General features: G+C 58.1%; 16 protein-coding genes, 6 tRNA genes and 2 pseudogenes. 19 read left to right on the top strand and 5 right to left on the bottom strand.

Annotated features, from left to right (window positions below; genetic code table 11):
* Position 1: 1 nt before the first annotated feature.
* The 5 genes from ACOYW1_RS25770 to ACOYW1_RS25750 all read right to left on the bottom strand — a co-directional run bounded on the left by ACOYW1_RS25770 (position 2) and on the right by ACOYW1_RS25750 (position 7,597).
* Complete coding sequence (locus ACOYW1_RS25770; protein ID WP_482420260.1) at positions 2-2,860, bottom strand: response regulator; 2,859 nt, start codon at positions 2,858-2,860, stop codon at positions 2-4.
* 19 nt (positions 2,861-2,879) lie between these two features.
* Positions 2,880-3,425, bottom strand: coding sequence for a TOL_0243 family YfiR-like periplasmic protein (locus ACOYW1_RS25765; RefSeq protein WP_482418321.1), 546 nt, complete (start codon positions 3,423-3,425; stop codon positions 2,880-2,882).
* A 53-nt stretch (positions 3,426-3,478) separates the two neighbouring features.
* Positions 3,479-5,506 carry a TOL_0244 family TonB-dependent receptor gene (locus ACOYW1_RS25760; protein ID WP_482420259.1) on the bottom strand — a complete coding sequence of 676 codons (2,028 nt, stop codon included), beginning with the start codon at positions 5,504-5,506 and terminating at the stop codon, positions 3,479-3,481.
* A 269-nt stretch (positions 5,507-5,775) separates the two neighbouring features.
* A tRNA-Arg gene (locus tag ACOYW1_RS25755) sits at positions 5,776-5,850 on the bottom strand.
* 1 nt (position 5,851) lies between these two features.
* Positions 5,852-7,597 carry a LysM peptidoglycan-binding domain-containing protein gene (locus tag ACOYW1_RS25750; RefSeq protein ID WP_482420258.1) on the bottom strand — a complete coding sequence of 582 codons (1,746 nt, stop codon included), beginning with the start codon at positions 7,595-7,597 and terminating at the stop codon, positions 5,852-5,854.
* 398 nt (positions 7,598-7,995) lie between these two features.
* Between ACOYW1_RS25750 and ACOYW1_RS25745 the strand changes: the two genes are divergently transcribed.
* From ACOYW1_RS25745 to tuf (ACOYW1_RS25655), 19 genes and pseudogenes are all read left to right on the top strand, one after another.
* A tRNA-Thr gene (locus tag ACOYW1_RS25745) sits at positions 7,996-8,071 on the top strand.
* Between the two features lie 21 nt (positions 8,072-8,092).
* Positions 8,093-8,177, top strand: a tRNA-Tyr gene (locus ACOYW1_RS25740).
* Positions 8,178-8,274: 97 nt separating this feature from the next.
* Positions 8,275-8,350, top strand: a tRNA-Gly gene (locus ACOYW1_RS25735).
* A gap of 35 nt (positions 8,351-8,385) precedes the next feature.
* Positions 8,386-8,462, top strand: a tRNA-Thr gene (locus ACOYW1_RS25730).
* A 116-nt stretch (positions 8,463-8,578) separates the two neighbouring features.
* Positions 8,579-9,776, top strand: a pseudogene (gene tuf / locus ACOYW1_RS25725) (elongation factor Tu).
* 16 nt (positions 9,777-9,792) lie between these two features.
* Entirely contained in the window at positions 9,793-9,942 is a 150-nt protein-coding gene (rpmG, locus tag ACOYW1_RS25720) for a 50S ribosomal protein L33 (protein WP_092214426.1), read from the top strand.
* Between the two features lie 66 nt (positions 9,943-10,008).
* Positions 10,009-10,085, top strand: a tRNA-Trp gene (locus ACOYW1_RS25715).
* Between the two features lie 60 nt (positions 10,086-10,145).
* A complete protein-coding gene (secE, locus tag ACOYW1_RS25710) occupies positions 10,146-10,529 on the top strand; it encodes a preprotein translocase subunit SecE (protein ID WP_180137675.1) in 384 nt (127 codons plus the stop codon).
* A gap of 18 nt (positions 10,530-10,547) precedes the next feature.
* Positions 10,548-11,078, top strand: a complete 531-nt coding sequence (nusG, locus tag ACOYW1_RS25705) for a transcription termination/antitermination protein NusG (RefSeq protein ID WP_180137674.1) — start codon at positions 10,548-10,550, stop codon at positions 11,076-11,078.
* A gap of 28 nt (positions 11,079-11,106) precedes the next feature.
* A complete protein-coding gene (gene rplK / locus ACOYW1_RS25700) occupies positions 11,107-11,532 on the top strand; it encodes a 50S ribosomal protein L11 (RefSeq protein ID WP_180137673.1) in 426 nt (141 codons plus the stop codon).
* A 30-nt stretch (positions 11,533-11,562) separates the two neighbouring features.
* Entirely contained in the window at positions 11,563-12,267 is a 705-nt protein-coding gene (gene rplA / locus ACOYW1_RS25695; protein WP_482418317.1) for a 50S ribosomal protein L1, read from the top strand.
* 221 nt (positions 12,268-12,488) lie between these two features.
* Positions 12,489-13,019 carry a 50S ribosomal protein L10 gene (gene rplJ / locus ACOYW1_RS25690; RefSeq protein WP_482418316.1) on the top strand — a complete coding sequence of 177 codons (531 nt, stop codon included), beginning with the start codon at positions 12,489-12,491 and terminating at the stop codon, positions 13,017-13,019.
* A 73-nt stretch (positions 13,020-13,092) separates the two neighbouring features.
* Positions 13,093-13,476, top strand: coding sequence for a 50S ribosomal protein L7/L12 (gene rplL, locus ACOYW1_RS25685; RefSeq protein WP_218950963.1), 384 nt, complete (start codon positions 13,093-13,095; stop codon positions 13,474-13,476).
* Positions 13,477-13,603: 127 nt separating this feature from the next.
* Positions 13,604-17,335, top strand: a complete 3,732-nt coding sequence (gene rpoB, locus ACOYW1_RS25680) for a DNA-directed RNA polymerase subunit beta (protein ID WP_482420257.1) — start codon at positions 13,604-13,606, stop codon at positions 17,333-17,335.
* Positions 17,250-17,699: a DNA-directed RNA polymerase subunit beta gene (locus ACOYW1_RS25675; protein ID WP_482420256.1), complete on the top strand. Its 450-nt coding sequence runs from the start codon at positions 17,250-17,252 to the stop codon at positions 17,697-17,699. The genes rpoB and ACOYW1_RS25675 overlap by 86 nt, the downstream gene beginning before the upstream one ends.
* Before the next feature lie 10 nt (positions 17,700-17,709).
* On the top strand, positions 17,710-22,149 hold the full coding sequence (rpoC, locus tag ACOYW1_RS25670) for a DNA-directed RNA polymerase subunit beta' (RefSeq protein ID WP_482420255.1): 4,440 nt from the start codon (positions 17,710-17,712) through the stop codon (positions 22,147-22,149).
* Positions 22,150-22,306: 157 nt separating this feature from the next.
* Positions 22,307-22,678 carry a 30S ribosomal protein S12 gene (gene rpsL, locus ACOYW1_RS25665; protein ID WP_180137669.1) on the top strand — a complete coding sequence of 124 codons (372 nt, stop codon included), beginning with the start codon at positions 22,307-22,309 and terminating at the stop codon, positions 22,676-22,678.
* Positions 22,679-22,731: 53 nt separating this feature from the next.
* Complete coding sequence (gene rpsG / locus ACOYW1_RS25660) at positions 22,732-23,202, top strand: 30S ribosomal protein S7 (RefSeq protein WP_180137668.1); 471 nt, start codon at positions 22,732-22,734, stop codon at positions 23,200-23,202.
* A 136-nt stretch (positions 23,203-23,338) separates the two neighbouring features.
* Positions 23,339-24,530 (top strand): annotated as a pseudogene (gene tuf, locus ACOYW1_RS25655) (elongation factor Tu).
* Positions 24,531-24,533 lie beyond the last annotated feature (3 nt).

Genomic DNA, 24,533 nt, shown 5'->3' with positions numbered 1-24,533 from the left:
GCTACATGCCTTCCTCCAGGCATTTCACAAACCGTTCCACCCCCTCCTCAATGGCTGCAGCATGGTCGGCGCACGCCTTTACATCTCCTTTTTCCGCCGTGTTTTGAAGGGTTGCGGCCAGCTGTTCCAGCCGCTTGGCCGAGATGTTGGCAAAGTACCCCTTCATTTTGTGGGCCTGTGCACGGATGGGTTCGGGATCCCCTTGGGCCACGGCTTCCCTCAGGCGCTCCAGCTCCTGGGGTGTTTTTTCAAGAAAAAGGGTGATGAGTTTGTCCAGCAGCCGGGTGTTGCCCTGGATACGCAGGAGGAGATCTTCCCGGTCAAAAAGCAGGAGCTCTTCCGGGGGCTTCTCCTTTTCCCGGGGTTCCGGCAGGGACGGCTGGGCCTGGGGGCGGGGAGGGGTCAGGAGGTAGGACTGCAGGGCGTGATACACCGCTTCGGGCAGGATGGGTTTTGGGATGTGGTCGTTCATGCCCGCCTTGAGGCATTTTTCCCGGTCCCCCTCCATGGCGTTGGCTGTCATGGCAACGATGGGGACATCGTGGCGCATGACGGCCGACTGGGGATCCCGCACCACGCGGGTGGCCTCAAATCCGTCCATCTCCGGCATCTGGAGGTCCATGAAGACGAGGTCGTAGGATGTGGTTTCCATGGCTTTGACAGCCTGGAGCCCGTTTTCCGCCACATCGGCCCGGAAGCCGTAGCTCTCCAGAATCCCCAGGGCCACCTCCTGGTTGATGGGGAAGTCTTCCACCAGGAGGATCCGGTGGTTGCGCCGCGAAAGCTCGGCCATGGTGTGGCGGGTGAGAAACGGCTTCTCGGGCTGGTTCTCCACCGGGGTTCCTCCCAGGAGCGTGGCCAGGCAGTTGTAGAGTTGAGAGCGCTTGTAGGGCTTGGTGAAGTAGGCGTCGAAACCAGCGGATTTGAAGCGGCTGGCATCGCCCCGCTGCCAGAGGGTGGCCATGAAAATGAGGGAGAGCCCCTGCAGGGATCCGTGGGCCCGGATGCGCCTGCCCAGGGTTTCGCCGTCCATGTCCGGCATGTCGCTGTCGATGACGGCGATGGCATAGGGATCGCGGTGGATGGCCGAAACGAGCAGGTCAAGGGCCGCCTCTCCGCTGGGCGCTTCGTCGGTGCGGCAGTGCCAGGCCTCCAGCTGGCTTTTCAGGGCCTTTCGGCTGCTCTTGTTGTCGTCCACCAGCAGGATGCGGCAGCCGCGGATATCGGCTGCCGGGGTCATGCAGAAGCTTCCTTCGCGTGGGCAGGCGTCCAGCATCACGGTGAACCAGAAGGTGCTCCCTTTGCCCTCCTCGCTCTCCACCCCGATCTCACCACCCATGAGGGTGATGAGTTGCCTGGAGATGGAGAGCCCCAGCCCTGTACCGCCGAACCGTCGGGTGGTAGAGACGTCGGCCTGGGTAAAGGGAGAGAACAGGTTGTCGCGGGCCTCTTCGGGGATGCCGATGCCCGTATCGGAGACAGCGAACCACAGGGGGATTTTCATCCGGGAGGCCCCTTCCCGCTCTGTGCACCGGGTGACATGGATGAGCACCTCGCCTTTGGCCGTGAACTTGATGGCGTTGCTGATGAGGTTCATGAGCACCTGCCGCAGGCGGGACGGGTCCCCGGAGAGGCGTAAGGGGACGTCGTGGTCCATGCGGAAGATGTACTCAAGGCCCTTGGACTGGGCCTTGACCGCCATGATGTCGTTGATGTTTTCCAGCATGGTCAGAAGGTCAAAGTCGATGGCCTCCAGCTCCAGCTTGCCCGACTCGATCTTCGAGAAGTCCAGGATGTCGTTGATGATTGTCAGCAGGGCATCTGCGCTTTTCTGGATGGTGTGTACCCGGTGGGTCTGCTCTTCGGACAGGGGGGTGCCCATGAGGAGCCGGGTCATGCCCATGACGCCGTTCATGGGGGTGCGGATTTCGTGGCTCATATTGGCCAGGAAGCGGCTCTTGGCCCGGTTGGCCGTTTCGGCGGCTCGGGCCAGGTCCTTGGCGTTGTGGATGGCTTCCCTTAAGTGGAAGTTGGCGGCCTCGGTGGCGGCCTTGGCGTCCTTGAGGTCCGCCACGGTCTGTCGGAGCTCTGCGGTGCGCAGGGCCACGGTCTCCTCTAAGCCCTCGTGCTGTTTCAGGAGCTCGGCATCCCGGCGCTGGATCTGGCTCAGCATGTCGTTGAACCCCTCCATGAGCAGGCCGATTTCATCTTCTGTGCGCTTGACGGCTCTGACCGCGTAGTTTTTTCCCTCCGAGACTTCGCTCATCATGCCGGTGAGCTCCAGGATCGGTCCGGAGACGATAACCTGGAGGCGAGAGGAGATGGTGTAGGCGGCAAAAATGGAGAGGGCCAGGATCCCCATGGCTGCGGCCAGGTAGAAGAGGAGTCGGCGGTAGACCCGGGTGAGGTCTGCCTGCAGGGTGACGGTGCCCAGGAGCTCACCGTCGAAGCGAATCTCTTCTTTCACCTCGATGTGGGTGGCAGGAAAGGGAAGGTCGTTTAGCAGGCGGTGGGGCGGAGCGGACTCCGGGGCCTGGGAGGACGGAGGAAGACGCCGGTACTGGGCAAAGAGGGTCCCGTCGGGTTTGTGGATGCGGGCCCGGTCCAGGCTGGGGTCCACGGAGAGCCCCTCCAGATTTTCCCTTGCCACCTTGGTGTCGTTGAAGGTGAGGGGGGCCACGGAGTTGTATCCGATGATGCGGGCCAGCATGGAGAGGTTGTTGTGCATCTCCTGTCGAGACGTAAAGGCCTCGGTGGCCAGCAGCAGCAAGGTGGCGAGAATCAGGATGAAGCCTGAGATAAGGGTCATCAGGGCCACGAGTTTCTGCCGGAGGGGCAGGGCTTTGAAGTAGGTGAGCATGGGGTCGCCTGTATCTGTGTTAGGGCACCAGCCGGGCGAGCTTGAGCAGGCGGGAACTGATGGCGAGTCCCGCTGTCCGGGTGGTGGACAGGTTGACTTCAAAACGGATTTTGTTTTCCGTCTTGATAAAGGTGAGCATGCCCCCCCGGCTGGAGAATCCCGGGAGGCTGCTGACGGTCAGGATGGGCCGGGTCCCGATGGCCGCAAGGATCTGCTGGATGGTTTTCGGGGTTGTCTCCCCCACAAAGAGCATGTGGCAGCGTGGCAACTCTCCTAGGGTGTTGATATGGCGGATTTCCAGGGGGCGGTCCTGGACCCGTTTGTACTGGATGGTGGGCAGGGCCGAATCAATGGGGTCGTCACCGAGAACACAGAGCACGATGGGAGCCACGCTGTTGTCAAAGGCCTCTTCGGGCCAGGTCACGAACCGTGCAAAGTTCAGGAGATAAGCCGCTTTGATGCGGCTCTCCGTTGCTGGCTCCGCAGACACACGGGCAGGCCCCACGCTGAAAAGAGCGATGCAGAAGACAAGAACGGTGATGGTGAGGCGTTGCTTGCTGTTCATGACCTTGAGAAAACGTGCGGAATACCGCGAAACGGGGCCTGCCGCGTTTGGGGTTAAAAGGCCAGGGTCGCCTGGGCGTGGACGGAACGCTCCACTTCCGTGGGCGCGACCCACAAAAGGGACTCGGCGAACTCTGCGTGGCTTTCGTGGAGGAGGTTCTGCCCGGTGACGGAGAGTTCCACGCCCTTAGTCGGTTTCCAGGCGAGGCGCGCGTCGAGTTCGGTGTAGGCATCCACGCGCCCCTCCTGGATGTCGTCCATGTGACGGAGCCAGAGGTCCAGGGTCACCTTCGGTGAGAGGTCCAGGCCGGACCGCAGGGAGAACTGGACCTTGGGCGCGGCGTCGTCGGTGTCATCGGAAAAACTCCCCGCGTAGCCGGACTTGGTGTCGTAGCTGGCCTGGAAGAGGGTGCCGGAGGCCTGGAGCCGCCAGTTGGGACGGGGCGCCCAGTTGGAAGCAACCTCCAGGCCCCAGGTGTGTCCCTCCATGCCGTTGTTGATGGAGGTCTCCAGGGTGACGCGGGGCGGGTCGGCCCCCGGGTCCGGCACCGGCTCGCCGGTGAGGTAGCCGCTGAGGTCGTCGTAGCTGTTGAAAAAGAGGGCCAGGTCCAGGGAGAAGGCGGGGTCCGGGGTGAGGCGGTAGCCGGCCTCTAAGGCGATGAGTTTTTCGGATTCGAAGTCCTCGTCTCCTGTGATGAGCACTTCCAGGGGAAGGGGAGAGGGATTGACCGGGGTCCCCGGTGGTACAACAGCCTGGCGGATCCGGATCTGGGTTTCGGATCGGTTGGGGGTGCGAACGGCCCGGGAGACGGCAAACCAGGTGCTGTGGATGGCATTGGGTGCCCAGAGAATCCGGGCATTGGGCTGAATCTCCGTTCCGGTGTAGTCGTTGTGTTCCAGCTTGGTGCCCAGGGTGAGCTGCAGCGACGGTGTGAGGGTGATTTCATCCTGGAGAAAGGTGCTGATGAGATGGTCGGTGGTGGATGGGGAGGCCAGGGTAAAGTTGTCGCTGAATTCAATGGTGTCCGAATAATAGCGGTACCCAAACCCCCAGATCACTTCGTGGCCTGAAAGGGGCTGGAACCGGTGTTGAAAGTCGAGGTCGGCAAGGTCTCCTTCCCAGGAGAGATCGTTTTCTTCTTTTTCCGAGCGGTCGTAGTAGGCCTGAAAGGTGAACTCCGAGGTGGTGGACAGGGTGCGGGTGACCCGGCTCAGCAGGTTCATGTGCTTGGAGTCGTTTTCGTTTTCGTACAAGGTGGTGTATGGCGCGGAAAGGGACGGGAGATTTGTACGCTCGTTGAATCGCCCGGAGTAAACGTCGCCCTGGAAGGTGAGGCGCATATCGGCCGTGGGGGTAAGGTCGCTGCGGAATCCTCCCTGGAGGGTGTCCCAGGAGTCGCCGCTGCCCTCACCTTCAGGGCTGACGGACTCATCCCGGTTGGCGTAGGTGGCGTAGAGGCGGTAGTGGCCTTTGGATCCGGCCTCGCCCCCGTAGCGGGCACCGCCGCCGCTGCGTTCCAGGGTACCGACGCGGTTGGTGGCAAGGGCCCCCTGGGTTTTGTCCGATGTCTTGGTGATGATGTTGATGATGCCGTTGACGGCATTGGCTCCCCAGAGGCTTGCACCGGGGCCCCGGATCACTTCGATGCGATCGATGTCCTCTAAAAGGGTGGTCTGGTCCTCCCAGAACACCCCGGAGAAGAGGGGGGAGTAGAGGGTGCGGCCGTCCATCTGGACGAGGAGTTTGTTGGCGAACTGGCTGTTGAACCCCCGGGCGGTGATGGCCCATTTGCTCGAAGAGATGCGGGCCACCTGGATGCCCGGGACCATGCGCAGGGCATCCGGGATATTGGTGACCCCGGACCTGCGGATATCATCGGAGGTGATGACGAAGATGGCCGACGGGGCGTGGGAGAGCTTCTGGGGCTTGCGGGAGACCGAGGTGACCTCGATGTTGGCGAGCTCTTCGATGGAGAGTTCCGTAAAGTCTTCGGTGGCACCGGCCGGCAGGGCCAGGCAAAGCCCGATGGCGAGGGTCCACGCAAGGATGGCACGACAATGTGGGGGGCGTGACTTTTTCATGGGGATCTCCAGGCTGCCGATGTGGTCGGTGCACCATACAGGCGGCAGCGGGAAGGGCAATGGGCCGCGGTATGTTGACCTGCCCGGCGGAGGAGAGGAAACGGGAGACAAGTGCCGGGTAAGGGGCGTTAAATGCGCTAACTTTGTTAATATACCACGGGGACGGTCAGGCAGCAATGCGAAGGCGGTGGGAAACGGGCGGCCCCAAACGCAAAAAGGGTCGGGACAATCGTCCCAACCCTTTGAAACTTGTTTATATTTTTATAGGATGGTACCCCCAGCAAGAATTGAACTTGCGCACATGGATTAGGAATCCAATGCTCTATCCACTGAGCTATGGGGGCACTAATCTATATAGAGACGCTGACCCGGATAGATGGTGCTTCCTGAAGTCAGGTTATTCAGGTCAAGCAATCTCGCGACTGAGATATTATGTTTTGTGGCAATTGTAAAGGGATTATCACCGCGTTTGACATAATAGACGGATTTTTTTGCCTGGCGGGCCTTGGGCGAAGCCGGGCTGGGCAGTTTGAGGACCTGGCCCACGGTGAGGGTGTTGCTGGAGAGACGGTTGGTCTCCTTGAGCGCCGTGGGGGTTGTGCCGTACTTTCTGGCAATGAGCCAGAGGGACTCGCCCTTGCGCACCACATGCTTGGTGGGGCGCTTGGCGTTGGGGATGGCGGTGTTGGCGTAATATCCCTTGGTGGTGTAGCCCCGCTGGGGGATTTTGATCTTCTTTCCGGCCACAATGATGTGGCGGTTGGAGAGGCCGTTGGCCCTTGAGATGGCCTTTACCGAGGTGCCGTATCGCTTGGCCAGGGTGGAGAGGGTGTCCCCTGGGCGGACCTTGTGGTAGACGAAGGCGCGCTGGGGCGGCAGGGAGACCCTCAGGGAGCTCATGGCGGTGAGGGTGGCCTTGCTTTTGCCCACGGGAACCCGGAGGCTGTAGCGCTCCTTGGGAAGGATGCCGTAGCGCAGCTCGGGGTTGAGGCGCTTAAGTGTGGCGTAGGGGGCGCCGATGGCCTTGGCCACATCCGCGAGTTTTACCTGCTTTTTGACGGTGACGGTGTCAAACGTGGGCGGCGTGTTCAGCGTGACGGTGTGGAAGCCGTACTTCTCAAGGTTGTTGACGATGTGGATCGTGGCAATGAACTTGGGCACGTAGCGGGCCGTCTCCGAGGGAAGCCGGGAGTAGAGGTCCCAGAAGTTGTCCAGGTAGTTAAGGTTCTGACGGCGGATGATCTTCAGCACCCGGCCCTCGCCGCAGTTATACGCCGCAAGGACCGTGGACCAGTCCCCGAAGAGCTTGTGCAGCCTGTCGAGGTAGGCGATGGCGGCGTCCGTGGATTTTTCCGGGTCCAGGCGCTCGTCCACGAAGGTGGTGCGCTTCAGGCCGTACATGTACCCCGTGGACGGGACGAACTGCCAGAGACCCAGGGCCCGGGCAGAAGAGAGGGCCTTGACCTTGTACCCGCTCTCCACCAGGGGCAGCCAGGAGAGTTCGGCAGGCAGGCCGGCTTCCTGGAGTTTTTTGACCATCATGGGCCGGTACTGCCCGGATCGTTTCAGGGATTCGGCAAAGAAGCGGCGGTCCTTTTTGGTGAAGATGTCGATCTCCCGCTGTACCTGCTGGTTGATGGTGATGGGGATGGCGTTGCGCGTAAAGGAGGTGGTGGTGGCCCGGGAGGTGTAAATCTCAAGGATCCGGCGTGAGATGGTGAACCGGAGGTCCTCCTTCTGCTGGAGAAGCAGGGGGTCGTTGCCTGTGTCGACCTTGAGGATCAGGCCGTAGGCCTCGTCAAGGCTGGAGAGGGCCCCGTCCATGTCGCCCTTTTCCCAGAATGACTGGGCCGCCTTGCAGTACTCGATGGCATGGTCGAAGAGGGGGAGCTCTTCCTGGGCTTCTTCAGGCAATTCCAGGGAGATATTGCGCCTGTTGGTGGCGAAGTTGAAATCCGCGGGCTCGGGCGCTGTTTTTTCTATGCCTATATAAGGATAGCGTGGCGCCTTGGTATTGAGGGGGGCCGTCGGCGTTGTGCATGCGGTGGTGAGCAGCACGAAGGCGCATGTGATAAGGGAGGTCTTTTTCATAGGGTTTTGGCTCTTATATGGCTGTAAGTTGTTGTTATCTGAATACAGGGGAATTACAGGCTTGGGCAGGAGGTGTCAAGTGATTTGGGTGGAAGCCCGGTGAGCGGCTCCGGGCAGACGAAGAAAAAAGGAGACGGCAGCGGGAAAAAAGGGGAGACAAATTTAAGGGGATAAAAAACCAATTGTATGGTAATATCCGACAATTAGGTCCGAAGATGTCCGGTGGGCATGCTGGTTTTTTGCAAAATCGCATTTGCGGGAGAAATACGGAGCTTTTGGGCGATAAATTGGGCTTTGAGGCTAATATTTCCATCTAATCACCTATAATCGGCATTGATAAATTATGGCCTCATGGGTAAAAAGGCTTCGTTCTTTGACGACGGCAGTCTTCAAATCGAGCCGGCATAGCTCAGTTGGCAGAGCGTCTCACTTGTAATGAGATGGTCCTCCGTTCGATTCGGGGTGCCGGCTCCAAAAAGAACATGTTCCAAAAATGGTGGGGTTCCCGAGTGGTCAAAGGGATCAGACTGTAAATCTGACGGCTCAGCCTTCGGAGGTTCAAATCCTCCCCCCACCACCATCCCGGAAAAGCAAGCCGGGTGTAGGAGGCCAAATGGCCGCGACTACACGGCTGCCTGCATAAAACTTGCTTCCGGTGTTTTGCACCGGTTAGGTCGGCGGGAGTAGCTCAGTTGGTAGAGCTTCAGCCTTCCAAGCTGAATGTCGCGAGTTCGAATCTCGTCTCCCGCTCCATTTGGCTATTGCCCGGCCGCATAATCAGCGATTTAGCCCATGTAGCTCAGTTGGTAGAGCGCATCCTTGGTAAGGATGAGGTTCATCAGTTCGACTCTGATCATGGGCTCCACGCTGATTTGTGTTTAGCCTTCTGATATTGCGGCAGGTGTAAGTAAGCAAGTCACACCATATTATATTAAGAACACAATTTGGGTAAAGCACCAAACGTACAGGGAGGTAGTTGACATGGCAAAGGAAAAATTCGAGCGGTCCAAGCCGCATGTGAACGTCGGTACCATCGGTCACATTGACCATGGCAAGACTACGCTGACCGCTGCGATCACCAAGCAGAACGCACTCCGTGCCGGAGGTATAATTTGCTATCGCTTTCGATGAGATTGACAAGGCTCCTGAAGAGAAAGAGCGCGGAATCACCATTGCCACCGCACACGTGGAGTATGAGACCCCCAATCGTCACTATGCTCATGTTGACTGCCCCGGCCACGCCGACTACATTAAGAACATGATCACCGGTGCTGCTCAGATGGACGGCGCAATTCTGGTTGTGTCCGCTGATGACGGCCCCATGCCCCAGACCCGTGAGCACATCCTGCTCGCCCGTCAGGTTGGCGTTCCCCGCATTGTGGTCTTCCTTAATAAATGCGACATGGTCGACGACGAAGAGCTCATCGAGCTCGTTGAGATGGAGCTCCAGGAGCTTCTCTCCAAATACGATTTCCCCGGCGACGACACCCCCATCATCCGCGGCAGCGCCCTGCGCGCCCTGGAAGCCGACAGCCACGAAGACGACGCTGCTCAGTGCATCTTCGAGCTCATGGACGCTTGCGACAGCTTCATCCCCGAGCCCGAGCGTGACACCGACAAGGATTTCCTCATGCCCATCGAGGACGTCTTCTCTATCTCCGGCCGAGGTACCGTTGTTACCGGTCGTATTGAGCGCGGTGTGATCCACACCGGCGACGAAGTGGAACTCGTGGGTATCCGTCCCACCGCCAAGACCGTATGTACCGGTGTTGAGATGTTCCGCAAGCTTCTCGACGAAGGCATGGCCGGTGACAACGTAGGCCTGCTTCTCCGCGGCACCAAGCGTGACGAGGTCGAGCGCGGCCAGGTTGTGGCCAAGCCCGGGACCATCACTCCCCACACCAAGTTCAAGGCAGAGATCTACGTTCTCTCCAAGGAAGAAGGCGGACGTCATACTCCTTTCTTCTCCGGCTACCGTCCCCAGTTCTTCTTCCGTACCACGGACGTGACCGGTATCCTGAACCTGCCTGAGGGTGTTGAGATGATCATGCCCGGCGATAACACCGCCATCATTGCTGAACTGATCAGCCCCATCGCCATGGAAAAAGAGCTTCGTTTCGCGATTCGCGAAGGCGGCCGTACCGTCGGTGCCGGGGTTGTATCCGAAATCATCGAATAGATCGAGGAGCCGATAAGTGCGAACTCTAGTGACTCTCGCCTGCACCGAGTGCAAAAGGCGAAACTACACCACGACAAAAAACAAGCGTACGACGCCTGACAAACTTGAATTCAAGAAGTACTGTCCCTTCTGCAAGAAGCATCTTGCTCACAAGGAGACGAAGTAATCAGGTCCATAGCCGGGGTGGGTCCCACCGAATTCACCCCGGTCGCTTGAAAAAGGTTTACCTTGCAGGTCAGTAGCTCCAATTGGTAGAGCGTCGGTCTCCAAAACCGAATGTTGGGGGTTCGAGTCCCTCCTGACCTGCCACAAACCTTGATTAGAGGGGCTCCCTGGGACCTCCCTATCGACAGATACAGAAGGAGAGGTATGGGTCGTATACAGCGCAAAAAGACAGAGAGCCAGAAACTGAAGCAAAAGGAGAAGCAAAAGCTTCGAAGGGAATCACAAGCTGACGTTCTGGCGGACCAAGGGCCCTCGTCAAAGAAGTTACCTGATCAGAAAAAGCAGATTCAGACCAAGGCTCATTATTCGGTGAAGACGACCGGAATCAATAATGAGCCTGGTTTGATTGAGAAGGTGAAAACTTTCTTTAACGAGGTGAAATTAGAGACAAAAAAGGTTGTATGGCCTGAAAAGAAACAGACGATTGCCTCCACCTCGGTGGTCATTGTCCTCGTGATTCTCATCTCATCCTTTCTGGGCTTGGTCGATGTGGGTTTAAAGGGCCTAATCAGTCTCGTTCTTCACTAAAACCGAGGAGATAGTTCAGTGGCTCTAAAATGGTATGTGGTTCACGTATACTCGGGCTTTGAAAATAAGGTCAAAGCTGCCCTGGAAGAGCGGATAACCGCATCACCCTTCAAGGAGAAATTTGAGGAGATCGTTGTTCCCACGGAGCAGGTCGTTGAGCTGGTCAAGGGGAAGCGGCGTGAGTCTTCAAGAAAATTCTACCCGGGCTACATCCTTGTCCGAATGGAGCTGAACGACAATACCTGGCACATCGTCAACAACACCGCGAAAGTTACCGGTTTTCTTGGGGGAAGGAACAGGCCTGCGCCGATCTCGGATGACGAGGCCGAAAAGATCCTGAACCGCATGGAGGCGGGCAAAGAGAAGCCTCAACCGAAATTTCTATTTGAAACTGGCGACGAGATTCGCGTAATCGACGGGCCCTTCACGAATTTCAACGGCACGGTAGAAGAAGTCAATCCTGAAAAGGGAAAGATCAAAGTGCTGGTGAGTATCTTTGGACGTGCTACGCCAGTTGAACTGGACTTTGTTCAGGTAACGAAGTTATAGCATTCACTATCGGGAGTAAGTAAGTACAATGGCAAAAAAAGTTATTGGACAGATAAAATTACAGGTAAAGGCCGGCAAAGCCAACCCCTCACCACCCATTGGTCCTGCGCTTGGTCAGCATGGTGTGAACATCATGGACTTCTGCAAGGCGTTCAACGCACGAACCGCCAAGGAAGAGCCTGACATGATCATCCCGGTGGTGATTACCGTTTTTGCCGACAGGACGTTCAAGTTCATCACCAAGACCCCTCCGGCATCGGTGCTTCTGAAAAAAGCAGCCAAGCTTCAGAAGGGCTCTAGCGATCCCCTTCGCAACAGGGTCGCAAAAATTACCATGGATCAGGTGGAAGAGATCGCCAAGATCAAGATGGAAGACCTCAACGCCAACGATCTCGAGGCTGCAAGCAAGATCATTGCAGGCACAGCCCGAAGCATGGGAATTGACGTCGTCTAATTGGATTTAGATAAGGAGCAATAGGGTACGATGCCAAAGCGTGGTAAAAAATACATAGAAGCTGGGAAAGATGTAACTCCCCTGCAGAAGTTTGAACTGGCTGAAGCCGTGGGGGCTGCTGTTTCCAACGCATACGCCAAGTTTGACGAAACCGTGGACGTGGCCATCCGTCTCGGGGTCGATCCCCGTCATGCGGATCAGATGGTGCGCGGCACCTGCATCCTTCCCCACGGCCTCGGTAAAGAGGTGAAGGTCCTTGTGTTCTGCAAGGGCGAAAAAGAGAAAGAGGCACTGGACGCCGGTGCTGATTTCGCAGGAAGCCAGGATCTCGTTGAAAAGATCCAGGGCGGCTGGTTCGAGTTCGACAAGGCCATTGCCACCCCCGACATGATGGGCGTGGTCGGCAAGATCGGTCGCGTTCTCGGTCCCCGTGGCCTGATGCCCAACGCCAAGACTGGCACCGTCACCTTTGACGTGGCCAAGGCCGTTGAAGAGCTCAAGGCCGGTAAGATTGACTTCCGCGTGGAGAAGGCAGGGATCATCCATGCCCCCATCGGAAAGGTCTCCTTCGGTGCTGAAAAACTCACCGAAAACCTGACCGCACTTCTTGAGGTGCTCATCAAGCTCAAGCCTTCCGCAGCCAAAGGCGCCTACTTCAAGAGCCTCACTGTTTCCTCTACCATGGGACACGGCTACCGGGTCGATCCCACCGCTCTGAAAGAAGTTGCAAAATAGATCTTGCCTTTGATCTGCTCAAGGTATATACTATATCGATTTTTTCATTTGGGCATAACCCGCCTGCCGCACTTGGTGCGGCAAGGCCCGGGTTCTATATATGTCACAGACAGTAGGTGCACACGTTAGGTTCACCGTGTTTAATCGGCGAGGCCGGCCTACCGAGACACTCGTTTTGGTACAGTTGGCACCTCATGTAGAAAAATCTGCTTAAAGGAGGTGTGAAAGAATTGAATCTGGATAAGAAAAAGGCTGTTGTAGATAGCCTGCACGAAAAGCTTGCGAAGTCCGCCATCGTCATCTCGACGGATTACAAGGGACTGGACGTGGCTACCGTGACCAAGCTCCGAGCCGAACTGACCAAGGTCGGCGTCGAGTTCCACGTGGCCAAAAACACCCTGCTTCGGCGCGCTTCCGAAGAGACAGACGCAGCGCTTATTACCGACTCCTTCAAGGGCCCCACGGCCATCGCCATCAGTTTTGATGATCCGGTGGCTCCTGCCAAGATCCTCTCCAAGTTCGTCGAAGAGAACGAGAAGATGCAGATCAAGGCAGCCGTCATGGAAGGCAAGACCCTGGATTTGAATGGCCTCAAGGCGCTCTCCGAGCTGCCTTCACGCGAGGTTCTCCTCTCCCAGGTACTCTCCGCCATGAATGCGGTGCCCACTGGTATGGTACGCGTTCTTGCAGAAGTTCCCCGACAGATGGTCAACGTCCTTTCGGCCATCAAGGATCAGAAGGAAGCGGCGTAATTTGCGCGGGTTTCCGTTTACGACACAATCGATACACTAGAACAAGATAAGTTTTTCTGGAGGTTATAAAACAATGGCTGATATTACCAAAGACGACGTAATTGAGTTTATCGCAAACATGACTGTTCTCGAGCTTTCCGAGCTCGTTAAGGAACTTGAAGATAAATTTGGTGTTTCTGCTGCCGCTCCCGTAGCCATGATGGCTGCTGGCCCTGCAGGCGATGCAGGCGGTGCTGCTGAAGAGAAGACTGAGTTCGACGTCATCCTCACTTCTGCCGGCGACAAGAAGATCAACGTGATCAAAGAGATCCGCGCCATCACCGGCCTCGGTCTCAAAGAAGCCAAGGCTCTCGTTGACGAAGCTCCCAAGCCCGTTAAAGAAGGCATCGCCAAAGACGAAGCAGAAAAAGTCAAGGCTCAGCTCGAAGAAGCTGGCGCTCAGGTTGAACTTAAGTAATCAAACGCTTAATTAGCCTACCATACCCAATTACTATCACCTTTGCGGATGAAAGGCGGGCACTTGTGCCTGCCTTTTAATCCGCTAATCCTGTTTCTGCAGTCTCAACAAAAAATTTGGAGATGATATGACTGGAAGCCCCTTGGCGAAAAAGCGATTAAGGAAGAATTTCGGAGGGAAGCATAAAATCGCTGAGATTCCTGATCTTATCGGTATGCAGCGAGATTCTTACAACCGTTTTCTGCAGATGGATGTTCCGCCTGAGAAGAGGGAGGATATAGGTCTCCAGGCAGTCTTCAAGTCCGTTTACCCCATCAAGGACTTTACAGGTAGCGCTTCCCTTGAGTACGTATCGTATTCCTTCGGTGAGATCAAGCACTCCATGGAGGAGTGCATCCAGCGTGGGATGACGTATGAGATCTCCCTTCGGATTCGCGTTCGCCTCGTCGTCTACGACATTGATAAGGACGCCGGTATCTCCAATATCCGGGACATCAAAGAGCAGGAGATCTATTTCGGCACCATCCCCCTGATGACCAAGCGGGGAACCTTTATCATCAACGGCACCGAGCGTGTCGTGGTGAGCCAGCTCCACCGATCCTCCGGTGTCTTTTTTGACCACGACAAAGGCAAGACCCACTCCAGCGGCAAGATTATCTATTCGGCACGGATCATCCCCGTGCGTGGTTCCTGGATCGACATGGAAGTCGACCCCAAGGATATCGTTTACATTCGCATCGACCGCCGCAGGAAGTTTCCCGTTACCGTACTGTTCAAGGCCTTTGGATACACCAACGAAGACCTGCTGACCTATTTCTATGCCAAAGAGAAGATTCTCCTGGAAGGCGGCGTGTTCAAGCGCGTCTTCAACGAGGACTTCCTCAAGGGCCAGCGTGCCAGCGAGGACATCACGGATCCCGAATCCGGTGAAGTCATCGTCAAGCAGGGCCGCCTGTTCACCAAGCGTGCCATCAAGCAACTCAAGGCCCTGGGCACCGAGACCCTGCCCATCAGCCCCGACGACATCCAGCAGCGTGGCCTGGCCACCCGACTGGTGGACCCCAAGACCGGCGATGTGGTTGCCATGGCAGGGGACCTGGTGGACGAGGAGGTGCTTGAGCGCATTTCCGAATCCAACGTAACGGGCTTCGAACTCCTCTATCAGGACACGGCCTACTCTTCGGATGCCATCCGCAAGACCATCGTGGCCGACAAGGTGAACACCAAGGAAGAGGCCCTGGTAGAGATCTACCGCCGTCTCCGTCCCGGCAACCCGGCCACCCCCGAGGTCGCCCAGGAGTTCATCGACCACCTTTTCTTTAAAGAGGCATACTACGACCTGTCAGGTGTGGGCCGACTCAAGATGAATCACCGTCTGGGCCTCAACACCGATATCAATATCAAGACCCTGCGCCGTGAGGACATCCTCCTCACCGCCAAGACCCTGGTCCAGCTCCGCGACACCCAGGGTGTGGTGGACGACATCGACCACCTGGGCAACCGACGCGTCCGCGCCGTGGGCGAGCTCCTGGAGAACCAGTACCGCATCGGCCTGGTCCGCATGGAGCGTGCCATCAAAGAGCGCATGAGCATGCAGGAAGTAGACGCCCTCATGCCCCACGACCTGGTGAACCCCAAGCCGGTGTCCGCCGTGGTCAAGGAGTTCTTCGGCACCAGCCAGCTCTCCCAGTTCATGGACCAGACCAACCCCCTGTCGGAGACCACCCACAAGCGTCGTCTCTCGGCCCTGGGACCCGGCGGTCTGACCCGTGAGCGCGCAGGCTTTGAAGTGCGAGACGTGCACCCGTCCCACTACGGCCGTATCTGCCCCATTGAGACCCCTGAAGGCCCCAACATTGGCCTCATCGTCTCTTTGTGTACATATGCCCGCGTCAACGACTTCGGGTTTATTGAGACCCCGTACCGTGTGGTCAATGACGCCCATGTCACCAACGATGTTCGCATGCTCAGCGCCTTCGAGGAGAAGGCCCTACCCATCGCCCAGGCCAACGCGCCCATGGACGACAACAACGACTATGTGAACCCTCTGGTGACCTCCCGCGTGGAAGGGGAATTCGAGATGGTGGAGCGCGAAGAGATCGAGCTCATGGACATCTCCCCCAACCAGCTGGTGAGCGTCTCCGCGTCGCTTATTCCCTTCCTGGAAAACGACGACGCCAACCGAGCCCTCATGGGCTCCAACATGATGCGCCAGGCCGTGCCCCTGACCCAGAGCCGCGCGCCCCTGGTGGGCACCGGCGTTGAGGGCGTTGTGGCCCGTGACTCCGGCGTGGCCATTGTGGCCGAGGCCGACGCCACCGTGGTGGAGGTGGACTCCGAGCGCATCGTGCTTCAGCACGATGTGGACATGGAGAAGCCCGGGTTCAACCCGGTGACCATCTACAACCTCTCCAAGTTCATTCGCTCCAACCAGAACACCTGCTTCAACCACCGACCCATCGTGGTCAACGGCCAGAAGGTGAAAAAGGGCGAGGTCCTGGCCGACGGCCCCTCCACCGAGAAGGGCGAACTGGCCCTGGGCCAGAACGTCACCGTGGCCTTCATGCCCTGGGGCGGTTACAACTTTGAGGACTCCATCCTCGTCTCCGAAGCCATTGTCCGCGACGGGGTGTACACCAGCATCCACATCGAAGAGTTCGAGGTGGTGGCCCGTGACACCAAGCTGGGCAAGGAAGAGATCACCCGGGACATCCCCAACGTCGGGGAAGAGGCCCTCAAGGATCTGGACGACAGCGGGATCATCCGCCTGGGCGCCGAGGTCAACCCCGGGGACATCCTCGTGGGCAAGATCACGCCCAAGGGCGAAACCCAGCTCTCCCCCGAGGAGAAGCTGCTCCGCGCCATCTTTGGTGAGAAGGCAGGGGACGTCAAGGACACCTCCCTGAGGGTTCCCCCCGGTGTCACCGGCACCGTGGTGGATGCCAAGGTCTTTTCCCGACGCGGCGTGGACAAGGACGACCGTACCCGTCACATCGAGGACGATGAGATCGCAGGGTTTGAAAAAGATCGCAACGACAAGATCGAGGTGATCGAAAAAACAGCCCGCGAAATGATCGAAGCCATGGTGGTGGGCAAGAGCTGCCCCACTCCCTTGCGCAAGGCCAAGAAGGTCGTGATCCCGGCCGACACCGTCATCACCGACGAGATGTTCGCCGAGGTCTCCCTCTCTCAGCTCGAGGGGATTATCCTGGACGACGACACCGTCACCGAGCGGGTCAACGAGATCCTGGACCGCAAGAACGAAGAGATCGAAAAGATCAAGAAGACCTTTGAAGATCAGGTGGTGCGCTACGAGAAGGGGGACGACCTCCCTCCGGGCGTCATCAAAATGATCAAGGTCTACGTCGCCATGAAGCGCATGCTTTCCGTGGGTGACAAGATGGCGGGCCGCCACGGGAACAAGGGTGTTGTCTCTCGCGTCCTTCCCCAGGAAGACCTGCCGTACTTTGAAGACGGCACCATGGTGGACATGATCCTGAACCCCCTGGGCGTTCCTTCGCGAATGAACGTGGGGCAGATTCTGGAGATTCACCTGGGTCGAGCCGCCAAGGGCCTCGGCAACCAGATTGCCGACCTCATCGACGCCAAGAAGGCCGAAGACCTGCGAACCAAGCTCAAGCGGATCTTTACCGGCGAGGCGGACCACGAGATGATGGACAGCCTGGAAGGCGACGACATCTATACCTTTGCTGAAAACTATCGACGCGGGGTCCACATGGCCACCCCGGTCTTTGATGGCGCCGAAGAAGAAGATGGGGCGGCCTCGACAGGAGGAGTACAAAACCTCCGGCCAGGCCCGTCTGTTCGACGGCCGGACCGGCGAGCCTTTCGACGGTGAGGTAACGGTCGGCACCATGTATATGCTCAAGCTCCACCACCTGGTGGACGACAAGCTCCACGCCCGATCCATCGGTCCCTACTCCCTTGTGACCCAGCAGCCCCTGGGCGGCAAGGCGCAGTTTGGTGGCCAGCGTCTCGGGGAGATGGAGGTCTGGGCCATGGAAGCGTATGGTGCGTCCCATGCGCTCCAGGAGTTCATTACGGTCAAGTCCGACGACATGGCCGGTCGTACCCGAATGTACGAAAAGATCGTGAAGGGACAGGCCGTTCTCGAGCCGGGAATGCCCGAATCCTTCCGCGTTCTTACCAAAGAACTGCAGAGCCTCGGACTGGACGTAACCTTAATCGAAGGCACTAACTAAGGAGCAGATATTGGAAACCCTATACGATTTTTTCGCCAAGCCGATAGATCCCAAGATGTACTCCGGCGTAAAGATTGCCCTGGCTTCCCCCGAGCAGATCATGCAGTGGTCCCACGGGGAGATCAAAAAGCCCGAGACGATCAACTACCGTACGTTCAAGCCTGAGCGGGACGGCCTGTTCTGTGCCAAGATCTTTGGTCCCACCAAGGACTATGAGTGCAACTGCGGCAAGTACAAGCGCATGAAGCACCGGGGCGTGGTGTGCGAAAAATGTGGCGTCGAGGTCATTCAGTCCAAGGTGCGCCGCGAGCGTCTGGCCCACATTGAGCTGGCTACCCCCGTGGCCCATATCTGGTTCCTGAAGAGCCTGCCCAGTAAGATCGGCAACCTTCTGGACATCACCCTGAAGAATATGGAGAAGGTCCTCTACTTTGACAGCTACATCGTCATGGACCCCAAGGAGACCGGTCTCACCAAGTACCAGCTCCTCTCCGACGACAAATACATCGAGGCCCTGGACCTGTACGGCAAGGAAGCCTTTGAGGTGGCGGTGAAGGGCGCCGAAGCGGTGCGAACCCTTCTGGAAGAGCTGAACCTGGAGCAGATCTACAACGACCTGCGCGAGGAGCTCAAGACCACCACCTCTTTGGCCAAAAAGCAGAAGCTGAGCAAGCGACTCAAGATCGTCGACGCCTTTTACAACTCCGGCGTGGATCCCATCTGGATGATCATGAGCGTTGTGCCCATCCTGCCGCCGGACCTGCGTCCCCTGGTGCCCCTGGAGGGCGGTCGTTTCGCCACCTCGGACCTGAACGACCTCTACCGCCGGGTGATCAACCGGAACAACCGCCTGAGCCGCCTCATGGAGCTCAAAGCGCCCGATATCATCGTGCGCAACGAAAAGCGTATGCTCCAGGAGTCCGTGGACGTGCTTTTCGACAACGGCCGTCACGGCCGCGTGGTTACCGGTACCAACAAGCGTCCCCTGAAATCCCTCTCCGATACCTTGAAGGGCAAGCAGGGCCGCTTCCGTCAGAACCTCCTCGGCAAGCGTGTGGACTACTCCGGCCGTACCGTTATTACCGTCGGCCCGAACCTGCGCCTGCATCAGTGCGGCCTGCCCAAGAAGATGGCCCTGGAGCTGTTCAAGCCCTACGTCTACCATCGCCTTGAGAAAAAGGGCCTGGTCTCCACGGTCAAGAGCGCCAAGAAGATGGTGGAGCGTGAAGTCCCCGAGGTGTGGGACACCCTGGACGAGGTGGTTAAAGAGTATCCCGTGATGCTCAACCGTGCGCCCACCCTTCACCGTCTCGGCATCCAGGCCTTTGAGCCGGTGCTCGTGGAAGGCAAGGCCCTTCAGCTGCACCCCCTGGTCTGTACCGCCTTCAACGCCGACTTTGACGGGGACCAGATGGCCGTCCACCTGCCCCTCTCCATTGAGGCCCAGGTGGAAGCCCGCGTGCTGATGCTCGCCTCCAACAACACCCTGTCGCCCGCCAACGGCCAGCCGGTGATCGTGCCTACCCAGGACATCGTCCTCGGTCTGTACTACATCTCCCGCCAGGTGGACGGCGCCCGCGGCGAAGGGACCCTCTTCGGCAGCTTCGACGAGGTGCGTACCGCCTACGATCACGGCAAGATGGGTATCCATGCTGCCATCAAGGTGCGCATGGGCGAAGAGATGGTGGAGACCACCGTGGGTCGAACCCTCTTGTGGGATATCATTCCTTCCCACCCCGAGCTGAGCTTCCGCCGCATTGTGGTCAAAGACCGCGACAAGGCCGATGAGATCAAAGAGGCCCTGACGTCCGGAACCCCCTTTGCCGACCTGGTGGAACGATCCGAAACCTCCGACAAGAAGCGCGGCGGAGACATCGGGTACATGGACCACGAGGAGATGCGCAAGGTCTTCCGCATCGACGACGACACCCTGGAGGTCATCTTTGCCATGGAGATCGGTGACATCAGCGATCCCATCGAGACCCAGGGCGGGTACAATATCTTCTATGTGGCCAACAGGCGCCCCGGCGTGCCCTTCGCCATGATCAACAGGGTCATGGACAAGAAAGCAGCCCGGGACCTCATCGACTTTGCCTACCGCTACATCAGCCCCAAGGCCACGGTTCTCCTGGCGGACCGCCTGAAGAACCTGGGGTACCGATACTCCACCATCGGCGGCCTCTCCATCTCCATCGACGACATGGTGATTCCCGGCAACAAATGGGACATCATGAAGGAGTCCGAAGACAAGGTTGTGGAGATCAACCGTCAGTACGCCGAGGGTCTCATCACCCAGGGCGAAAAATACAACAAGGTGGTGGACATCTGGGCCAAGGCCACGGACGACATCGCCAACGCCATGATGGATACCATGAGCGAGCCCAAGGTGCCTGTGGAACTCCCCGAAAAGGGAGAGCACGACATCCGCCTGGATACCCGCAACGTGGACAACATCAACTCCATCTTCATGATGGCTGACTCCGGGGCCCGAGGCTCCAAGGACCAGATGCGTCAGCTGGCCGGTATGCGAGGCCTCATGGCCAAGCCCTCCGGTGAGATCATCGAGACGCCCATCCAGGCGAACTTCCGCGAAGGCCTCTCGGTGCTTCAGTACTTCGTCTCCACCCACGGCGCCCGTAAGGGTCTGGCGGATACGGCCCTTAAAACGGCCAACTCCGGTTACCTCACCCGTCGTCTGGCCGACGTGGCCCAGGACTGTGCCGTCATTGAGCCCGATTGCGGCACCACCATGGGTATCGAGGTGGAAGCCCTCATGGAGGGTGGCGAGGTGATTCAGCGCCTTGGTGAGCGTATCCTCGGTCGAACCACCCTGGAGAACGTCTACGATCCCTTCACCGACGAGGTGCTGGTGCAAGAGGGAGTCGAGATCGACGAGAAGATCCTCTCCATCATGGAAGATGCCGGTATCACCAGTCTCAAGATCCGCTCCGTCCTCACCTGCAAGACCCGCGGCGGGGTGTGTGCCAAGTGTTACGGCCGAGACCTTTCCCACGGGGACACCGTGGAGATCGGACAGGCTGTGGGCATCATGGCTGCCCAGTCCATCGGCGAGCCCGGTACCCAGCTCACCATGCGTACCTTCCACATCGGTGGTACGGCGAGCCGGAAGGTGGAGGTTGCCGAGATCAAGGCCCGCGTGGACGGCAACATCAAGTTCCTCGACGACCTCAAGGTTGTCAAGAACGAAGAGGGCGAGCTCATCGTCATGAACCGTCGTGGCGGGGAGTTCTCCATTGTGAGCGACACCGGCCGTGAGCGTGAGAAGCACCACGTTATCTATGGTGCCCACCTTCTGGTGGAAGACGGAGCCTCCGTAGAGAACGGTCAGCTCCTGGCGTCCTGGGACCCCTTCACTGTGCCCATCATCACCGAGGTGTCCGGCAAGGTCAAATTCGGCGACATCGAGTCCGGCAAGACCATGCAGGAAAAACTGGACCCCGTCACCGGCAAGTCCAGCCGTACCATTATCGAGAGCCGCATCGGCGATGCCCGTCCCCGCATCTCCATCAAGGACGAGAACAACAAGACCGTCCAACTCGGCGGCGGGGCCCTGGCCCGGTACAGCCTGCCCGTGGAAGCGGTTATCCTGGTGGAGGAGCACGACGAGGTCAAGGCGGGTCACATCATCGCCAAGCTGCCCCGAGCCACCACCAAGACCAAGGACATCACCGGTGGTCTTCCCCGAGTTGCCGAACTCTTTGAAGTTCGCAAGCCCAAGGAGACCGCGGTGCTGACCCAGATCGACGGTTACGTGGGTATTGCCAAGGGCACCAAGGGCAAGCAGAAGGTCACCGTGACCAACGCCGATGCCGGCGAGAAGCGCGAGTACCTGATCCCCAAAGGGCGTCACATCAACGTCTACGAAGGGGACTATGTCCGTGCGGGTGAAAAGCTCACCGGCGGCAGCGAAAACCCCCAGGACATCCTGAACATCAAAGGCGAGGTGGCTCTGGCCAGCTACCTGGTGGACGAGGTCCAGCAGGTCTACCGTCTCCAGGGCGTCCGCATCAACGACAAGCACATCGAGGTCATCGTGCGCCAGATGATGAAGCGGGTCAAAGTCACCGACTCCGGCGACTCCAACTTCATCATGGAAGAGCATGTGGACCGCACCGAGTTTGCCGACGTGAACCGTGCACTGGTGGAAGAGGGTGCTCAGCCCGCCCAGGGCGAGCCTTTGATCCTCGGGATCACCAAGGCCTCCCTCTCCACGGACAGCTTCATCTCGGCGGCTTCCTTCCAGGAGACCACCAAGGTCCTCACCGAAGCGGGCATCCGCGGCAAGGTGGACACCCTGCGGGGTCTCAAGGAAAACGTGATCATGGGCCGGCTCATTCCCGCCGGTACCGGCATCGCTCAGTACCGCAATATTGAAGTGCAGAGCGACCTCGAAGAGGTTGTTGAAGAGAGCAACGTCATCGATCTGTAGAAAAAAAAGGCGGGTTTCTTCGGGTTTTTTCGGGGGAACCCGCCTTTGATACAATTGGGTAAGGAAATTATTCCTTGACAAAACGGGGTGGTATATGTATCATGCCGTATTTTGCGTTTTAGGAAAATGACAAACAATTAAAGGAGTTTGGTACGAAATGCCTACGATTAACCAGTTGGTCCGGAAAGGAAGAACGCGCGCGAAGAAAAAGACCAGCACGCCAGCCCTGATGGGTGGGCCTCAGAAGCGTGGTGTCTGTACTCGTGTGTATACTTCGACTCCGAAAAAACCAAACTCAGCACTCAGGAAGGTGGCCAGGGTTCGCCTCACCACAGGCGTGGAAGTTACCGCCTATATCCCCGGCATCGGCCATAACCTCCAGGAACACTCCGTTGTCCTGGTTCGCGGTGGTCGTGTAAAAGACCTTCCGGGTGTCCGTTACACTATTGTAAGGGGTACCCTTGATACGCTGGGTGTGGAAGACAGGAAGCAGAGTCGCTCCAAGTACGGTGCACGCAAGCCTAAGTAAGACGACTCTTCATCTGATTCGTTAACCAAGATTTGTTCAAAGAGTGAGTAGCTATGCCAAGAAGAAGGGAAGTTCCCCATAGACCGGTAATGCCCGATCCCCGATACAACAGTGAGCTGGTTTCACGATTCGTGGCGGCCATTATGCTTGACGGGAAAAAAAGCACCGCCGAGAAAATTTTCTATGGCGCCTTTGACATCATCAAGGAGAAGAGCGGTCAGCCTCCCCTTGAGGTGTTCGAAAAAGCCCTTGAAAACGTGCGACCCGCCATCGAGGTTAAGTCCCGAAGGGTGGGGGGATCCACTTACCAGGTTCCCACTGAGATCCGTCCCTCACGGCGCAGGGCCCTGGCCATTCGCTGGGTCATCGAGTATTCCCGCAAGCGTTCCGAAAAATCCATGGCAGCCAAGCTGGCCGCCGAGATGATGGACGCAGCAAGCAACCGCGGTGCTTCCGTTAAGAAGCGTGAAGACACCCACAAGATGGCAGACGCAAACAAGGCATTCGCCCACTACAGGTGGTAATCCGGATCCAATTGTTACGCGACCGATTGCACTGTATGCGAGACGCTTTGAAGCGCGCTTTATGTCAGCCTGCATGAAGGCAAACACCATCACATTTGCAACCACCAAGGTAGCGAGGAGGAGGAAAAAACAACCCATGGCAAAAGAAAAATTTGAACGTTCCAAACCGCATGTAAACGTCGGTACCATCGGTCACATCGACCATGGCAAGACCACGCTCACCGCTGCGATTACCAAGCAGAACGCCCTCCGAGCCGGAGCAGGCGCAGCCGTTGCCTTCGACGAGATCGACAAGGCACCGGAAGAGAAAGAGCGCGGCATCACCATTGCAACCGCTCACGTGGAGTACGAAACTCCCAACCGTCACTACGCACACGTTGACTGCCCTGGTCACGCCGACTACATTAAGAACATGATCACCGGCGCCGCCCAGATGGACGGTGCGATCCTGGTTGTGTCCGCAGACGACGGCCCCATGCCCCAGACCCGTGAGCACATCCTGCTCGCCCGTCAGGTTGGTGTTCCCCGTATTGTTGTGTTCCTCAACAAGTGCGACATGGTCGACGACGAAGAGCTCATCGAGCTCGTTGAGATGGAGCTCCAGGAGCTTCTCTCCAAGTACGATTTCCCCGGCGACGACACCCCCATCATCCGCGGCAGCGCCCTGCGCGCCCTGGAAGCCGACAGCTACGAAGACGCAGCAGCTGCTTGCATCTTTGAGCTCATGGACGCGTGCGACAGCTTCATCCCCGAGCCCGAGCGCGACACCGACAAAGATTTCCTCATGCCCATCGAGGACGTCTTCTCCATCTCCGGCCGTGGTACCGTTGTAACCGGTCGTATCGAGCGTGGTGTGATCCACACCGGCGACGAAGTGGAACTCGTGGGCATCCGTGCCACCGCCAAGACCGTTTGTACCGGTGTTGAGATGTTCCGCAAGCTTCTGGACGAAGGCATGGCCGGTGACAACGTTGGCCTGCTGCTCCGCGGCACCAAGCGTGACGAGGTTGAGCGCGGCCAGGTTGTAGCCAAGCCCGGTACCATCACGCCCCACACCAAGTTCAAGGCAGAGATCTACGTCCTCTCCAAAGAGGAAGGCGGCCGCCATACCCCGTTCTTCTCCGGGCACGTTCCAGCTCTTCCGTACCACCGACGTCACCGGGATCCTGAACCTCCCCGAAGGCGTTGAGATGATTATGCCCGGCGACAACACCGCCATCATTGCTGAACTGATCAGCCCCATCGCCATGGAAAAAGAGCTCCGCTTCGCTATCCGTGAAGGCGGTCGTACCGTTGGTGCTGGCGTCGTATCTGAAATTATTGAATAGGTG

The sequence above is a fragment of the Desulfoluna sp. CYM3A genome, from assembly GCF_056829965.1.
This window is presented reverse-complemented; position numbering and strand designations above follow the sequence as displayed.

What these genes read in the sequence shown, in the direction of transcription:
- rplL (WP_218950963.1), top strand. Translation starts at nt 13,093, where the DNA reads ATGGCTGATATTACCAAAGACGACGTAATTGAGTTTATCGCAAACATG.
- rpsG (WP_180137668.1), top strand. Translation starts at nt 22,732, where the DNA reads ATGCCAAGAAGAAGGGAAGTTCCCCATAGACCGGTAATGCCCGATCCC.
- rpsL (WP_180137669.1), top strand. Translation starts at nt 22,307, where the DNA reads ATGCCTACGATTAACCAGTTGGTCCGGAAAGGAAGAACGCGCGCGAAG.
- rplK (WP_180137673.1), top strand. Translation starts at nt 11,107, where the DNA reads ATGGCAAAAAAAGTTATTGGACAGATAAAATTACAGGTAAAGGCCGGC.
- ACOYW1_RS25675 (WP_482420256.1), top strand. Translation starts at nt 17,250, where the DNA reads ATGGGGCGGCCTCGACAGGAGGAGTACAAAACCTCCGGCCAGGCCCGT.
- secE (WP_180137675.1), top strand. Translation starts at nt 10,146, where the DNA reads ATGGGTCGTATACAGCGCAAAAAGACAGAGAGCCAGAAACTGAAGCAA.
- ACOYW1_RS25760 (WP_482420259.1), bottom strand. Translation starts at nt 5,506, where the DNA reads ATGAAAAAGTCACGCCCCCCACATTGTCGTGCCATCCTTGCGTGGACC.
- ACOYW1_RS25750 (WP_482420258.1), bottom strand. Translation starts at nt 7,597, where the DNA reads ATGAAAAAGACCTCCCTTATCACATGCGCCTTCGTGCTGCTCACCACC.
- rplA (WP_482418317.1), top strand. Translation starts at nt 11,563, where the DNA reads ATGCCAAAGCGTGGTAAAAAATACATAGAAGCTGGGAAAGATGTAACT.
- ACOYW1_RS25765 (WP_482418321.1), bottom strand. Translation starts at nt 3,425, where the DNA reads ATGAACAGCAAGCAACGCCTCACCATCACCGTTCTTGTCTTCTGCATC.
- rpoB (WP_482420257.1), top strand. Translation starts at nt 13,604, where the DNA reads ATGACTGGAAGCCCCTTGGCGAAAAAGCGATTAAGGAAGAATTTCGGA.
- ACOYW1_RS25770 (WP_482420260.1), bottom strand. Translation starts at nt 2,860, where the DNA reads ATGCTCACCTACTTCAAAGCCCTGCCCCTCCGGCAGAAACTCGTGGCC.